12 protein-coding genes and 1 tRNA gene are annotated in these 15,675 nt (G+C 61.9%); 3 read left to right on the top strand and 10 right to left on the bottom strand.

Annotated features, from left to right (window positions below; genetic code table 11):
- Nucleotides 1-17 precede the first annotated feature (17 nt).
- From G542_RS0113030 to ddaH, 3 genes are all read right to left on the bottom strand, one after another.
- Nucleotides 18-94 (bottom strand) — tRNA-Arg (locus G542_RS0113030).
- A 464-nt stretch (nt 95-558) separates the two neighbouring features.
- Complete coding sequence (locus tag G542_RS0113025) at nt 559-1,980, bottom strand: basic amino acid/polyamine antiporter (RefSeq protein ID WP_012696325.1); 1,422 nt, start codon at nt 1,978-1,980, stop codon at nt 559-561.
- 89 nt (nt 1,981-2,069) lie between these two features.
- Nucleotides 2,070-2,831: a dimethylargininase gene (gene ddaH, locus G542_RS0113020; RefSeq protein ID WP_012696324.1), complete on the bottom strand. Its 762-nt coding sequence runs from the start codon at nt 2,829-2,831 to the stop codon at nt 2,070-2,072.
- Between the two features lie 264 nt (nt 2,832-3,095).
- Here ddaH and G542_RS0113015 point away from each other — a divergent pair, with 264 nt between their 5' ends.
- The gene (locus G542_RS0113015; RefSeq protein ID WP_012696323.1) at nt 3,096-4,448 is read left to right on the top strand and encodes a sigma-54 interaction domain-containing protein; all 1,353 of its coding nucleotides are present in this window, start codon (nt 3,096-3,098) and stop codon (nt 4,446-4,448) included.
- Between the two features lie 229 nt (nt 4,449-4,677).
- Here the strand turns inward: G542_RS0113015 and G542_RS0113010 are convergent, their stop codons facing one another.
- Nucleotides 4,678-5,715: a glycosyltransferase gene (locus G542_RS0113010; RefSeq protein WP_027824343.1), complete on the bottom strand. Its 1,038-nt coding sequence runs from the start codon at nt 5,713-5,715 to the stop codon at nt 4,678-4,680.
- Nucleotides 5,716-5,834: 119 nt separating this feature from the next.
- On the opposite strand from G542_RS0113010, the gene G542_RS19670 reads away from it, so the two are divergent.
- Nucleotides 5,835-6,392, top strand: a complete 558-nt coding sequence (locus G542_RS19670) for a serine O-acetyltransferase (RefSeq protein ID WP_027824342.1) — start codon at nt 5,835-5,837, stop codon at nt 6,390-6,392.
- On the opposite strand, the gene G542_RS0113000 is transcribed toward G542_RS19670, so the two are convergent.
- Nucleotides 6,357-7,550: a glycosyltransferase family 2 protein gene (locus tag G542_RS0113000; protein WP_027824341.1), complete on the bottom strand. Its 1,194-nt coding sequence runs from the start codon at nt 7,548-7,550 to the stop codon at nt 6,357-6,359. The genes G542_RS19670 and G542_RS0113000 overlap by 36 nt on opposite strands.
- A 130-nt stretch (nt 7,551-7,680) precedes the next feature.
- Here G542_RS0113000 and G542_RS0112995 point away from each other — a divergent pair, with 130 nt between their 5' ends.
- Complete coding sequence (locus tag G542_RS0112995) at nt 7,681-9,882, top strand: GumC family protein (protein ID WP_027824340.1); 2,202 nt, start codon at nt 7,681-7,683, stop codon at nt 9,880-9,882.
- 4 nt (nt 9,883-9,886) lie between these two features.
- Here the strand turns inward: G542_RS0112995 and G542_RS16955 are convergent, their stop codons facing one another.
- The 5 genes from G542_RS16955 to G542_RS0112970 are packed head-to-tail and all read right to left on the bottom strand — an operon-like array spanning nt 9,887 to nt 15,674.
- Nucleotides 9,887-10,984, bottom strand: coding sequence for a WecB/TagA/CpsF family glycosyltransferase (locus G542_RS16955; RefSeq protein WP_051190063.1), 1,098 nt, complete (start codon nt 10,982-10,984; stop codon nt 9,887-9,889).
- Nucleotides 10,977-12,077: a glycosyltransferase family 4 protein gene (locus tag G542_RS16950; protein ID WP_012696317.1), complete on the bottom strand. Its 1,101-nt coding sequence runs from the start codon at nt 12,075-12,077 to the stop codon at nt 10,977-10,979. Before G542_RS16950 ends, G542_RS16955 begins: the two co-directional genes overlap by 8 nt.
- Before the next feature lie 11 nt (nt 12,078-12,088).
- Complete coding sequence (locus tag G542_RS0112980) at nt 12,089-13,510, bottom strand: oligosaccharide flippase family protein (RefSeq protein ID WP_012696316.1); 1,422 nt, start codon at nt 13,508-13,510, stop codon at nt 12,089-12,091.
- A complete protein-coding gene (locus G542_RS0112975) occupies nt 13,462-14,430 on the bottom strand; it encodes a glycosyltransferase family 2 protein (protein WP_027824338.1) in 969 nt (322 codons plus the stop codon). The genes G542_RS0112980 and G542_RS0112975 overlap by 49 nt, the downstream gene beginning before the upstream one ends.
- A complete protein-coding gene (locus G542_RS0112970) occupies nt 14,427-15,674 on the bottom strand; it encodes a glycosyltransferase family 4 protein (RefSeq protein ID WP_012696314.1) in 1,248 nt (415 codons plus the stop codon). The genes G542_RS0112975 and G542_RS0112970 overlap by 4 nt, the downstream gene beginning before the upstream one ends.
- Nucleotide 15,675: the final 1 nt, after the last annotated feature.

Genomic DNA, 15,675 nt, shown 5'->3' with positions numbered 1-15,675 from the left:
TAGACGATGGGGACAGCTGGCGCACCCGGAGCGATTCGAACGCCCGACCCTCTGGTTCGTAGCCAGATACTCTATCCAACTGAGCTACGGGTGCGAACAAACATCAACGATGTTGTTTTACCCACCGACCAACCGCCCGGTCAATCAATCCGACAAAGCGCAGATCAGCGAGGAGGCGAATTATGTGCTTCGTTGCATGTCATGTCAACAGTAAGCTGCAAAATTTCGCAGCTGTCAGGACAATCTGCTGCACGGGCAACACACATGCCCTTGCTTCGTTCCGGCATCCCTCCGTGACCCGGCACCGTGCGTCTAGGGAAAACCGGGGACGCACCCTGTTCCTGCCCTCCTCCGGACGCCGGCAAGTGTGCATCAATCCTTCTGCTAGGTACCGGAAAAATCCGTCTGCGATTGTGCCGCAGGCTGCGCCTGGATTGACACGACCGTCCATCCTCACGCCGGACCACGCTTGCCCGGCTCCAGCCCCACCCGGGATGACGTGCCCCGGACCAGATACCGGCCAAGGGCACATCATCAGGCGGGCCGGGCAAATGATGTCTAGAGACTGAAGTTGCCGTGCGCTACCAGATAGAGGGCACAGGCTGCCAGCGTCACCACCGCGCCGGCGCAGATCCTGTCGGCCATGCCCTCAAAAACCGGCTTGCCACGCTCCAGACGGGCCTTGGCGTAGAAACCCAGCCCCAGCGCATACAGGATCATCGACAGCAACAGGAACGACAGGCCCCCGGCATAGATCAGCCACAGGCCGTAGCCGGTACCCAGTGCCGTCAGCGCAATCAGGGTCGTGTTGCGCACCTCGGCCTTGATCGCCAGCTTGAGGCCGAAGGCCGCGCACAGGAGATACGGAATCAGGGCCATCGACGAAGCCAGCTGGATCAGGATGTTGTAGCCGGCATCGTTCAGGTGGTTGATGACCAGAAACAGTGCAATCAGGCTGTTGGTCAACCACAGGGCATTGGCCGGCGTACCGTTGGCGTTCAGCTTGCCAAAACAGCGCGGCGCAGTGTTGTGCTCGCCGCGGGATGCCAGATACAGCATTTCGCTGGAAATCAGCGTCCAGGCCAGCAAGGCTCCGCCTACGGACAGGATCAGCCCGACATTGATCAGGACGGCGCCCCACGGCCCCACCGCCATGGCCATGACCGCTGCGGCTGACGGATTTTTCATCTGCGCCAGCTGTTCTTGCGGCACCACCCCCAGCGACAGCACCGACACGCAGACCAGCAGCAGGATGGTGATTAAAAACCCGAGGATCGTGGCGCGGCTCACCGTGGCCATGTCACGCGCACGGCTGGCGTACACGGTTGCACACTCGATGCCAAGGAACACCCACACGGTATACAGCATGGTGTTTTTCACCTGATCGCCCACGCTGCCCAGCTCCGGACTGCCCCAGAAATCCGTCCGGAAACTCTCGACCTTGAAGGCCAGCAGCACGCAGAGGATGAACAGCCCCAGCGGCACGATCTTGGCAATGGTCACCACAATGTTGAGAAATGCCGCCGACTGCACACCTCGCAGCACGAAACCATGCATGACTGCCAGCACGGTCAGGCCGCACAGCAAGGCCGGCAAGGTGCTGCCGCTGCCGAAAAATCCCAGCGCCTGAAACGATCCCAGCGCGCTGAACATCACCACCAGATAGCCGACATTGCCCACCCAGACCGAAATCCAGTATCCCCAGGCCGCATTGAAGCCCATGTAATCGCCAAACCCGTTGCGGGCATAGCCATAGACGCCGTCACCGATATCCGGCCGGTTGACGGACAACCACTGGAAAATCCGAGTCAAGGCCAGCATGCCGACAAAGGTGATTGCCCAGGCGATCAGGATCGCACCGGCCCCCGCCCCTTCGGCCATGTTTTGCGGCAGGCTGAAAATGCCGCTGCCCACCACGGCGCCGACCACCAGTGCAGTCATCGCAACGGTGCCCAGTTTCTTCTGTTGTGACCCGCTCATCGTTCATTCCCCTTGAACAAAAAAAGGGCCGCCCGGCTTGCTCGCCAAGGCGGCCCCAGTCACTCACGGATGGTGTCGGTCGCGCCTCGTCAGAAACGCAGCGACATGCAGCTCACACCACCGTCCACCTTGCGGTATTCCGAGGTATCGACCTCGATCACCTCGTAGCCGAGGGCGGCGATCTTGGCGGCTGTCTTCGGGTAGCCGGAGGGCATGATCACCTTGCCGTTGACCCAGATGCAGTTGGCTGCATAAATCTCGTCTTCCGGCAATTCGATGATGTTGTACTTCTGGAATTCCGGCTTGGTCAGGAATTCACCGGCGCACATCAGGTTGTTGTTTTCCAGATAGGCCAGACCGGTCTTGAGGTGCAGCACCTCCTCCATCTCGACCACCGAACCGGTCATGCCGTACTTCTCCAGAATGGCGATCAGCTGGCGGGCGCCTTCGGCATTGGTGCGGGCCGAGTTACCGATGTAGTAGTGGTTGCCCACCATCATCACGTCACCGGCATCCAGCGTTCCCGGTGCCTCGATGCGCTCCACATGCTCGTAGAAGCGTTTCAGTACCGGCTCCATCAGGGCTGCTTCACCACGGCGGCTGTCGGCTCCCGGGCGGGTGACGATGGCGCAGTGCGGCGTGCACAGGGCCGGATCTTCGACAAAAACCGAGTCCGGAAACTCCTCGGCCGGAGGCAGGATGGTGATGTCGACACCGCAGGTCTGCAATGCACGGATATAGGTGTTGTGCTGCTCGAGTGCCTTTTCGTAGATCGGCTTGCCGAGGTTGGAGGCAGACAGGCCGTCAACGAGGGCACGGCAAGGGGTACGGGCGATGATGTGCTTGAACATGGTGTGGCTCCTTTAGATGTCAGAGTGAACTGCTTGCCCACACCACATAGCGATAAGCGTGCCAGCTTTTTCCGGTTTTTATTCTTTCAACCAGAAAAAAACCGGCAGTTTTATCGATAAAATCATCAAACCATGGCGTTTAAGACGCCAAACAAGCGTAAATCCATGATGAGCATGTCAGTTTCCTGACAGGCGTCAAAAAACGGACATGCCGGTTCACAAAGTGTGCTCAGGCCACATGTCAAAAAAAGGACAGGTCGTGCCATGAAAGAGATTGACTGGTTCGCTCGCAACCTTGGTGAAGCACTGAATACGCTGGATCAGGCGATCACCATCGTCGACAAGGCCGGCCGCTTCGTTTACTACAACCGGGCCAGCGCCCGGATGGATGGCCAGGATGCAGACAAGATCCTCGGCAGGCATGTGCTGGAGATCAATCCGTGGCTCACGGAGGAAGACAGCACGCTGTTGCGCTGCATACGGGATGGCGTCCGGTTTGTGGACAGCTATCAGGCCTACAGCGGCACCGGTGGCGAAAAACTGCATTACCTGCACAGTGCGATTCCGCTGTACGGACAGAAGGGCGACCTGATCGGCGCCATCGAAATCGGCAAGATGCTCACGGCCGCGCCAGCCCACCTTGGCCACCATGCCGCGCCGCCGGACATCGTAGGGGAGCATCCTGCGCTGCTGGCCCAGATCACCGCTGTCGACCGTTTTGCCCGCAGCATGCTGCCGGTGCTGATCCAGGGTGAAACCGGCACCGGCAAGGAGCTGTTTGCCCGCCGTGCCCATGCCATGAGCCCGCGCGCCGGCCAGCCCATGCTGTGCCTGAACTGTGCGGCCATTCCGGAAAACCTGCTGGAAAGCACCTTGTTCGGCACGACCCGCGGCGCATTCACCGGTGCCGAAAACAAGAAAGGCCTGTTCGCTCTGGCGCACGGCGGCACGCTGTTTCTTGATGAGCTCAACTCCATGCCCATGGCTCTGCAAAGCAAGCTGCTGCGGGTCTTGCAGGATGGCACCTATCTGCCGCTGGGGGCCGAACGCCCCCTCAAGGCAGATGTTCGCCTGGTGGCCGCCCTGAACCAGAACCCGCTGGAAGCCATCCGTGACGGCCGCCTGCGGGAAGACCTGTATTACCGGCTGAACGTGGGTGTCATCACCATCCCGGCGCTGCGCGAGCGCCCCAGCGACATTGCCCTGCTGGCCCGGCGGTTTGTGGCCCGCGACGCGTGCGAGCTGAACAGTGCCATCACCGGCATCGCCGACGCGGCACTCGCCCAGCTGATGCAGCACGACTGGCCGGGCAATGTGCGCGAACTGGAAAACGTCATCCGCCGCAGCCTGCTGCTGTCGCAGGACAGCGGTTTGCTCTCGTCCATCAACTTTTGTACCGGGCCGCTGGAAGTGCCCCGGGCCGGTCCTTCGGCGCTGGCTGACGGACGTCCGCTCAAACTGCAGCTGGCCCAGGTCGAAGCCCGGCTGATCAGCGAAGTGCTTGAACGCCTCAATGGCAATGTCGCCGCAGCGGCCCGCGAACTCGGGATTCCGCGTACCACGCTGATGGTCAGAATGAAAAAGCTGAAACTCGTCAATCCGGCAGCGTCAGCCTGAAGAGGAGCGCCAGAGCAGCCCCTCAGGATTACAGAATCTTCCGTACGTATTGTTCTGTGCATCAGGGTGCTGTTGCCAGAGCGGCTGTGGAGATAGCCGATCCTTGCTGAATAGCCGGGCCTTGCCACCCGAGTCACGCCGGGTTACTCCGACCGGATTGCCCAAGAAGATCCGGGTCAGCTCACCTCATGGAGAGCATCAGTTTCAGGAGCCAAGGCAGCCAGTTTGCTCAAGCAAATTGCTTGGCCAATTCTCGAATGCCGGCAATGTCGTCATGTAATGCCTGTGGCACCGGCCAGCCGAATTGCTGACACATCTGCATCAATCTCCAGCGCCAGTCGTGATGCAACAGCATGTGGTGGATATTGCAGCGGCGTTGAGCTTGCCAGTCATCGTCATGTTGCAACCAAGACTGCACTTGATCCGCAGCCTGCTCAGGCTCCTCCGCCAGTTCAAGAGTCGCTCCCGGCCAGAAGAGCATTTCATCCGCCATACGCGACACGGGCCGCCTGCCCGCCACAATACAGCCGGCCAGCAAGGATTCCAGCCAGCGACTGGTCACCATCATTGAGCGCGGACGCTGGCCTTGTGGCTCTACATACAGGTGAAATGCCAGCGAAATACGGGTGCGCTGCAACAGTTTGAACAACATCCCGCGCTCCAGATGGACACTGCTGCCCGTGACATGACCGACAGGAGAGTGCAAATACAGGTAGGGCGAGGCCGCAGAATGAAACCGACGAGCAAAACATGTCTGGTATCCGGGAGGCGTACGGCCATAACCAATCAAGTCAATGTCCCGTACGTGCATGTGGCGTGGCGCCCATTTCAGACAATCGGCCCCCTGATATATCTGGACAACCGGAATGCCAAAACGGTCATGTGGAAATGCCGCATCCTCCACAGCAGTCACGCTGATGCCATCGTACAGCGCAGCATCCCGTCCGAAACCAGCCTGGAAATAGCTGTCCGTCACCCATGCATGAATACGCTGGAAACGACGCCGGCAACCGGGAACCGCACTGATCAGCGCCAGGTCGGCAGGTCCGCGGCACACAACCATCAAGACATCCCCTCCCGCCGTATCAACAGGCTGATAGCGGGAACGGATACGCTCCAGCCAGCGAGAACCCCAGCCAGACGGCCATGGCTTCGGAGACAGCAGTTCGGCATCAAAGTAATGCACCAGCAGCTCTGCCAGCTCATCAATTGCAGCCCACCCGGCATGAGGGTCGGCCATGCCTGCGCACAGAACGGAGAATTTCATCAAGAGACATCCCTGTCGGCCAAGTACTACACACCAGACTGTTATCGTATAAAAAGACCAGATACGAATGACATGAACGAACCAGGCAATTTCCCTGCTGCTCTACCAAGGACTCCTGCATGTTCCACAACATCCGGCACGACCTTGCTGCACACCGGGGCAACTGGGCAGCACAAGGGTTCTGGGCATTGCTGGTATACCGTTTTGGCCGCTGGCGCTACACGATCCGGCCCGGCCTGCTCCGCAAGCCCTTTTCCCTGCTCTACAAGGTGGCGTTCAAACTGGTACAGATCATCACCGGCATCGAATTGCCGTGCGAAGTACCGGTCGGAAAGCGCTTTGTCATCGAACATTCGGGCGGTATCGTCATCAGCGGTTTTGCCCGTTTTGGCGATGATTGCCGCATCCGCAACGGCGTGGTGGTCGGACTTGCCAGGGCGGAAGAACCCTGCGCTCCGCAGATCGGCAACGATGTCGACATCGGTGCAGGAGCCGTACTGCTTGGCAATATCCGCATCGGCAACCATGTACGCATCGGGGCCAATGCCGTGGTGGTTTGCGATGTCCCCGACAACTCCATCGCCGTTGGCGTCCCGGCAGTCATCAAGCCGCGCCGGCCCAGGCCACCAGAATCCCTTTCTTCATTCCCCGTTGCGCCGGGTACGAATCCAGGCTGATCGCCGCCGGATGGCAAAAGCGGCATACACCGGCAATTTCCATACAGCATAAAGCGGCGTAAGCAGCAGCTCGCGCCAGCTGAGCAGCTGGCGGCCGAAATACAGCCAGCTCAGGCCAACGGCCAGCATGAATGCCAGCCCGCCCAGCCCGCCCAGCATGGCAGCGGGAATCCAGGCAGCGTGGTACCAGGCCATGACCACCAGCAATGGCAGCACTCCGGCCAGCAACAGCAGGTACAGCGCCAGCGGCGGAATGAGCAGATCCAGCAGCAATACCAGCAATTCCGGCGTGCGCTGGCGCAGGGTAGCAGCCAGCAAACCGGGCAGTTCCTCCTGCATGGTGGCCAGATGCCCGTGTTCCCAACGGGATTTCTGTACTTTCGCCGCAGCACTGTCCCGCACAAAGGCACTGCTGACTTGTACCCCGGCCAAAAAACGTGGCGGCAAGCCAGCCCTGGTCAGGGCAACACCCAGCTTCATGTCCTCGGCAAGATGACCGTCTGCCAGCCGGGCATTTGCAATCAGCGGCCAGGGAAACGCCATGCCGGTTCCCATCAGGTGACAGGCCCGCCCCAGCCGGAAGGTTCCCAGCGGACGCACCAGGTTTTTCATCAGCATGGCAAATTCCAGAATCCGCAGTTTCAGTCCGGCCTGAGGTCCGGCCTGCATGAGATCCAGCATCTGGACCGGCAAGCGGCTGCGCTGGCATTCGACCGCAATGGCCGCCACGGCATGGTCAGACACCACGCAATCGGCGTCGATCACCAGCACCACATCCGGCGGATCAGCCCGCAGCCACTCAATCCCGCAAGCCAGTGCGTAGCCCTTTCCGCGCAGTTTTTCGTCTTGCCGCTCCACCACTTCGGCTCCAGCCTGACGGGCCAGCTCCGCCGTATCGTCACGGCAGTTGTCGGCCACCACCACCAGACGGTCTGCCGGGCCCAGCTGGGCCTGCAAGCAGGCAAGGGTCGGCAGCACATGGACTGATTCGTCATGCGCAGGTACCAGCACGGCCACCCGGGGCAAAGGGCCTGAGGCCAAGGAGATATCCGGCCTGGCCGGATATCGCGCACCCAGTGCTGCCAGTGTCAGCAGCAACAAGGAAAATGCAGGCAGCAGCAGCGGAAAAACCAGTAATGCCAGAAATAGTTCGATCATTGAACCTGCCCTGTTCAAACCCGCGACTTTCCTTGCCGGAACGAAGACTCCGGTTCAGCCAGCCATACCGGACACAAGCCACACCGTCATCTATCCTTTTAGCATGTCTCTGCTACATGATCGTCATGAGATGGAAATCCAGTCATTGCCGGGCATCGGCATCAAGCCACTCCTCAGCTTCCAGCGGCATGCCCGTGCCGGCCTGATTGCCGGGCTGCTGGTGTTGATGCTGGGTTTGCCGCTGGTCTGGATTTTCGGACAGAGCAGCTATACGGCCGAAGCGGTGTTCCAGGTCTCGCCGAACTACATGAAAACCCTGCAATCGGACAAGGAAGTCGAATTCCAGTCCAATTCGCAATACCGGGAATTCGTCAACCAGCTCTCCAGTACCGTCACCCGCTTCGATGTCCTGAAGCGGGCACTGGCCCTGCTAAAGGCCAAAGGCGTCAACCTGCAACCAGCGGGCCTGAATGAGCGCAAATACATCGAGCAGCTGCAAAAAAAGATTTATGTCAGGCCGGTCGCAGACACCTACATGGTCAGAATCGGCATTGAAAGCACCAACAAAGCCCACCTAGACCAGCTCGTCAATGCAGTCATGTCGGCGTTTTTGCAGACGACCAGATCCGAGCAGATCTATGGTTCTGCCGAACGCCTCGACACCCTGGGCAACAGTGCAGACAGGTTGCGCAGCCAGATCGCCAGCCTGGAAACCGGGCGCCTGGCTCTGGCCGACAAGCTGGGGCTGACCACTTTCAGCGAGCACACCGAAAATCCGTACGACGCATTACTGGTACAGACACGTGAAAAATACCAGCAGGCCGAAATCGAACGCTGGCGGGCAGAAGCTGCCCTCCAGGCTTTTAACGAGCGTGGCGAAATACCGACCGACATGGGACGCTCACTGCTGGAAATGCGTTTGCAGGACAACGGCCTGCAAGCCCTCCGTAACGAGGTCACCAAACGCACCGAACAACTCAACCAGTCCATTGCCGGGCTGGAGGACAAACATCCGGCACGCGGCCCGGCGCTGGCCGAAATCAGGGAGCTTGCCCAGCGGCTGCAAGCCCGTGAAAACGAATTCGACCAGCATGTCCGCGAAAACTACCTCCACCGGTTGCAAGCCACCCTGGACCAGAAAACCCGGCTGACACAAGAACTGGAACAGTCCCTTGTCCAGCTGGAAGGTCAGGCCGGGACCTTTGCCCAGCAATTCCAGCAGGCCATGTCGCTCACCCGGCAGATTGCCGAACAGAACGAACGGCTCAAGCAGGTCCAGGACCGGCTTGACTATATCGACACCGAACGCAATGCCATCGGCTTTGTCCGGCTGGTAACCCCGGCGCTGCCACCCGACCTGCCCATGGGCATCGGCAAAACCAAACTGCTGCTGGCATTACTGGCAGCCTCCTTCGCCGTCATGGTGGCTGTTCCGGTGATGCTCGACATGCTTGGCCGCCGCATCCGCAGCGTCAACGAGGCCGAAAAGCTGTTGGGCATTCCAGCCGCCGGCTGGCAGATCCGGCAGGAAGACCTGCCGACCCGCCTGTACGCGGAAGAACAGACCCGCCGTTTTGCCTCGGCCCTGATACGCAACAAGACCCGCAGCCAGCGCAATGTTTTTGCCTTTACGTCGGTCACGGCAGGCAACGGCACCACGACCGTCATTCTAGATACCGCCCGTGCCTTGCAGCACCTGGGAGCCAGCGTATTGCTGGTAGAAGCCAATACCTTCAGCCCTTTTGCCGGATTTTCATCCTTCTCTCCCGGACTGCTTGACTATCTGGCCGGCCGGGCCGGACTGGAAGCACTGCCGCATGCCTACATGCAGCAAGACACGTCCTTGCAGGTCATTGGCGCAGGCCTAGAGCACGGCACCGGCCTGCAACGGCTGGACCGGCTACAGACCGCCATGCAGTACTGGTCCACAACCTGCGATTACGTGCTGGTGGACTTGCCCCCCATCCTGCTCAGTGCAGATGCCGAGATACTGACCGAACAGCTGGGGCAGGTTTTTCTGGTGGTGGAAGCTGACCATGCCGGACGCGGCGAAGTCACCCGGGCCAAACGGCTGCTGCAAAAACTCGACCCCGAGGCCGTCGGTCTTTTTGTCAATGACGTGACCCTGTTCCGCGGCAGCGGCTACATGGGTGAAATCATTGCCGCCACGCTGACACACGGACGCATGCGGCGTTTTGCCTCGACCCGCTACTGGCAGCTGCAATGGCACATGCTGCGGGCCGTGTGGGCACTGAAGCGCCCTCGCCGTCAGGCGGTCCGGGACTGGATCAGGCAACGGCGAACCATACGCCAGCAACGCAAGAAACCGTAGCCAGTCAGACCATGCGGGCCAGATAAAACGTCAGCCCGTTCCAGCGCCACAGACGCTGCATGCCGGGAGACAATCCGGCTACCTGCACCGTACGGTCCGGATGGCACCGCAGCCGGCGTTCCAGCCGCAACAGCCTTCCAGCCCACTGCGGACCGAATCCGGAGAGTGAGTGACAGTCCAGCTGCAATGGCCCCTCATGCTCCATCGCTTGCCGGACGGCAGCCTGCTGGCCAGGGTCCAGCCGGTCAGGCAACCATCCCTGCAACACCAGCCGCCCGCATGCACCTTCGTCATGCCAGGCGATGACCGCCCCGGCCCGTTCGTGCTGATGCCGCAGCCACAGGCCGCAGGGCAACACCTGCATGATTGCCAGGCGCACCAAAGCCACCGAGTCACGCCAGTAACGACGCCACAGGGCCGGCTCTTCCTTGATGCGCCACAGCCATTCCAGACCGCTGCGCTGCACCCACGCTGGAGCACGCCGCACCGTACCGGCTGCAAAATTCACCACCGCACCCAGATGGCTGATGACCGGTACCTGCAAAGCCGCAGCATTGCGCTGGATCCATGCCTGCCCTTTTACCGCCCCCAGCGCCACGATCAGGAAATCCGCGCCACTGGCATTGATGTCGGCCAGCAGTCCGGCTGAACTCATGTCATCCAGCGAACCAAAACCGGGATCGGCATGTCCCACGCAATGCACGCCACCGGAAACCGCGTTGACCTGCCGCGCGGCAGCAGCGGCAATGCCGGGAGGTCCGCCAAAGAAATACACCCGGACCGGCGGTACTCCGGGCACGGGTTGCCGCAAGACCTCAAAAAGTCCGGAGCCGGTGACCCGTTCAGGCAGCGGGGACGCCAGCCAGCGCGACATCCACACCAGCGGCATGCCATCGGCGAGACTGAGGTCGCTGTCGATCACCGATTGACGGAAAACGGCATCACGCTGGCAGGCGATCAGGAAATTCAGGTTGGGCGTCGACACCAACAGCCGCTGCCGCAAGCGCACCGCATCGCGCACCCGCGCCACGGCACCAGCCATCGTCACCATGTCCAGCGGCACGCCCGCCAGACCGATCACGCGCGATTCAGCGTCAGTCATGCAACGTCTCCAGCACCTGCAACAGCCGGTCGGTCGCGTCATCCCATGAGTAGGCGTGTGCCCGGGCATGGGCCTGCCCTGACATCCGGCACCACTGCTCCGGGGACTGGCTGCACAGTCTGACAATGCCGGCAGCCAGCCCGGCGGTCAGCATGGCATCCGGCCCGTCCGCCACCAGACAGCCCGTGTCAACCGTCAGCAGCTCGGGGGCCGCGCCGACAGACACCCCCACCACCGGCGTCCGGCAGGCCATGGCCTCCAGGATCGGCAAGCCGAAACTGTCCTGCCGCGAGGCAAACAGCCAGACATCGCACCGGGCATACAGTGCCGCAAGCCGTGTTTGCTCCGGCCGGTACACAAACCGGCAATCGGCCGGCAAAGGCCAGTCTGCCGCCGGCTGGTCGGCACCAAAGGCCAGGGCGCGCAGCTCCGGCAGGTCCCGGCGGGCCAGTTCGATGGCCTGCCGGCAGCGGTCGCTGCCCTTGACGGGCGAACCGGCATAGATGAACCCGACGACAGGCGGCGTTCCCCGTTGGCGGGGCAGGGCATCAAACAGCTGCAAATCCACGGCATTGGGCACCACAAACATGCCCAGTGATCCCAGGTCGGCCTCGATCTCACGCTTCAGGCTCTCTGAAATGGCAATCTTGCAGTTCGGCAAACGCAAGGTGTCCTGGACTTGCCGGCGTATATCGCCACCGCCCCAGGTTTCGTATCCTTGCAAGAGATGTACCTTGCGTCCCTTGCTGGCCGGCATGTCCTGCATCCAGCGCGCGGTTTCCCACCAGCTGGCAACCAGCACGTCAGCATCGGGAAGATCGGCCGCGCGCACCGGCCGTGGGCGTTCCAGTACGTGAAACGGCACTCCGGCACGGGACACATGCCCGGACGGAGCCGCCCCTGCCGGCCGGCAGGCTTGCTGCCAGGCACCGCGACGCAGCAGGCGCAGGCGTTGCCGCCAGCCGGGACGGTCAGGCGCATTGCACACCACCTGTACCCGATGGCCGCGGGCCTGCAACAGCCGGGCATAGGTCGCCACGACCCGGTTGCCTCCGGTCAGGTCATCCGCAGGCATGATGAACGTAATCCGCATCGACGCTTTCCTCATCCCAGCACGCGCAGCAACAGCGTATCAACCAGCCAGCCGGCCAGTGCCCCGACTCCCAGCGCCGGCAGCCACCAGCGCTCGCTCGGCCATGTCAGGATGCCCTGTTGCCGCTTGTACCACAGAGACATTGGCCACCCGGCAAACTGGCTGACCACGACGCCGGCAATGGCACCGGCCTCACCACCAGCCGCCAGGCCGGCCGGGATGCACACGGCCAGGCTGACTGCACGCAAGGCATTGTTTGCACTCACCCATGCCGGCTTGCCGTGGGCAAACATCAACTGCTCGACGACCTGGTGGCGCATGGCCAGCAGGCCCAGACCCAGCCATTGCAGCATCCAGCCGGCATCGTGATAGCGCGGGTCATACAGCAGCCGTACCGGCCAGTGCCCGGCCATCAGCAAGCCGCCGGCCAGCCCGCCCAGCAGCAGGTCAACCAGTTGCTGCACCCGGACATAGACCCGCTTGACCTCGACCGGGTCGGCCGACCGCAATGCATGGCTGAGGCTGGAAAAAATCACGTGGCCGTTCAGACTGGCATATACCCCCACCACAGCAGCCAGCAGCGTACTGGCAATGGAAAACACGCCAAAACTTGCCGTGCCCAGGCTACCCCCAAGGATCAGCTTTTCTCCGTTCGCAGCCAGAAAGCCGATGATCGACGACAGGAATATCCACTTGCCGAACCCGATGATCTCGTCAACGCATGTCTTGTCCCAGCATGGCCGCACGCGGATGCCGGGCAGCCAGCAATGGCTGAGCAACGTCCGCAGCATCGCCCCCACCACCGTTCCGGTCACCAGCGCCCACACGGACCGGGTCCACCATGCCAGCAGCAGCGTCACCAGCATGGCGCCCAGCTGGGTGGAAATCTCGAGCCGGGCCAGATGCCCGCCCAGCAGTTCGCGCTGGGCGCTGGCAAGACTCATTGATTCCATGCCCTGCAACAGCGCGCACAAGGCAAACAGCGTCATCATCGGCGGCAGGCGCGGATCGGCATAGACCGTGCCGTCGGCAAACACGCCTGCTCTCGCCGCCACATGCAGGGCCAGCGCAAGAGCCAGCACGATGGCGGCCAGCAAGAGTCCCCGCAGCAGCTGTACCGACCATGCCGTGCCGAGAAAGCGCATGTCAGTACCACGGTCACTTTTCACCACGCTTTGCCATACGCCCAGATCAGAAAACATCACCAGGGCGAAATACAGCGTATTGATGGCCGCTACCAGGCCGAATGCCTCGGGCACCAGCAGCCGGGTCAGGACCATCGAGCTGGCCAGCCGCAGCAACTGTGACGAAATGTTCCCCCCCACCAGCCAGGTGGCAGCCTTGAGCATGCGCACCTTGAGCGAGGGCGCCCCGGTGGTCAGGCTCACCATGGCCGGCAGGGACTGTGCGTACCGCCCAGTGTGTCGCGCCATGCCGCATCCAGCTGGGCGCAGTGCAAGGCCATGTCTGCAGCCTTGTCCGGCTGGCGGCTCCATCGGGCCTTGATCTGGCGCAGCCGGTGCCATCCCCATTCGATCCAGTGCAGTCCCTGCGCACCCAGCCACCCGTGATGCTTGCGGTAGTACAGCAGGCCGCTTCGCATGCGCCAGCTTTCCAGCTGCGATCCGGCTTTGGACACCCGCGCCTGCTGCACCGTTCTGGCCGACTCGCCTCCGATGTGCATGGCCTTGAGTTCCGGCCAGTACATCACCTGATAGCCGGCCGCCTGCATGCGCCGGCACAGGTCGACCTCCTCGTAGTACATGAAAAACCGCTCATCAAATCCGCCCAGCTGCTGCCACAGTACGGCCGGAATGAAAACAAAGGCCCCCGGAATCCAGTCCACCTGCGCCACCTGTTCCGGATCAGCCCAGCGCCGGTCCAGCCGGGCAAACAGCCGACTGGACGGATAGCGTCCGGCCAGACCGGACAGGGTGAACAGCTCGTCACGCAGCGTGGGAAACATCCGGGCCGACGGCTGCCGGCTGCCATCGGTGCCGCGCAACTCCCCGCCGGCCAGACCGACCTGCGGATGCTGCACCATCAGGGCCAGCCCGCGTGCCAGGGCGCTTGGTGCAGGCATGGCATCCGGATTCAGCAACAGGAAAAACCGCCCCCGGGCATGCAAGGCAGCCAGATTGTTGCCTGCGGCAAATCCCAGATTGACCTGGCTGGCGATCAGCCGTACCCATGGATATTCCCGCTGGATCAGCCCGGCCGTGTCATCGCGCGAAGCGTTGTCCACAGCGATGACCTCTGCATCCAGGGCTGCCATGTCGGCATGCAGGTGATCCAGCAGGGCGCCGATCAGCCGTGCCGAGTTGTACGTGACGATGATGATGGAAAGATTCATGGTCCAGCCGGCTTCTCAAGGTCTGCATGGGCGGGGAATGCCCTGAAAATCTGCGCCAGCTGCGTGACATTGCGGCTCAGGTCAAAGTCAGCCAGCAGCTTGTCACGTGCAGCCAGGGCTAGGGTGTCACGCAACACAGGTTCACGGACCAGCCGTTCAAGCTGTTCGACCAGGCTGTCAACATCGCCCGGCAGGGCAAACAATCCGGTCTGTCCGTGGCGGATCAGCTCGGGAATTCCGTTGACGGGCGTGCTGACACACGGCACGCCGCTGGCCATTGCCTCCATCAACACCACAGGAATTCCTTCGGCCAGACTGGGCAAAACGAAAATGTCGGCCCGGTCGAGCTGGTCGCGGACAGCCTGCTGGGTCAGGGCACCTGTCAGCGTGACGTTCGCCTCGAGCCGTTCACGGGCAATGGCTTGCCGGATACGTTCCAGATCCGGCCCGGCCCCCACCAGGGTCAGGTGAAATGCCAGGCCGGCATCCCGCAGGCGGGCGCATGCCTGCACCAGCAGGACCTGGCACTTGGCTGGCGCCAGCCGGCCGACACACAGCAGTTGCGTCACCGGGCGGTGGCGTCCGCTTCGCAAGGCAAACCGGAACCGGTCCGGGTCCACGCCCAGCCGGCAAAGACGGAGTTTCGGCCAGTGTTCCGGCACGCTGATGCGCATCAGCTGGCCACGGGCAAACTGGCTGATGCAGACCACCGCATCGGCTTTCTGCATCTTGAGTGCCAGTTGCTGGCCCGGCACATCATCAAACTCGTCCGGGCCGTGAATGGTGTACGACAGATGACAGCCGGTCAGAACCTTCACCAGCACGCCGACACTGGCGCCGGCATTGCCAAAATGCACGTGCAGATGCCGGCTGGACTGCTGTTTCATCCAGCGCGCCACCATGGCGGCTTCGACGGCATAGGCCAGCCCGATCCACCGGCGCTTTCCGGTCCCCATTGCCAGCCCCAGCCGGAAGGCCGCCAGCAGTTGCCTTGGCGAACGGCGTCCCCAGTATCCGAGTGCCCGCAGGGCACCCTGCATCCCGTCGGTTTTCAGGCAATAGGTGCGGTCTGCTTCGTCACGCTCGCAGTCATCCATGGCCTCCCGTGCCCGGTCCGGCGGGTTGACCGACGCCGTGACGATTTCCAGCCCCAGCTCACGCAGGCGCATGATTTCCCGCAGGATGAACGTGTGCGAGACAGCCGGATAGACACTGACGAGATACGCCAGCCGGACAGCATTCATG

It is taken from the genome of Laribacter hongkongensis DSM 14985, assembly GCF_000423285.1.
Taxonomy (GTDB): domain Bacteria; phylum Pseudomonadota; class Gammaproteobacteria; order Burkholderiales; family Aquaspirillaceae; genus Laribacter; species Laribacter hongkongensis.
Note: the sequence above shows the minus strand (reverse complement) of the source record. Positions and strands in the feature narration are given on the sequence as shown.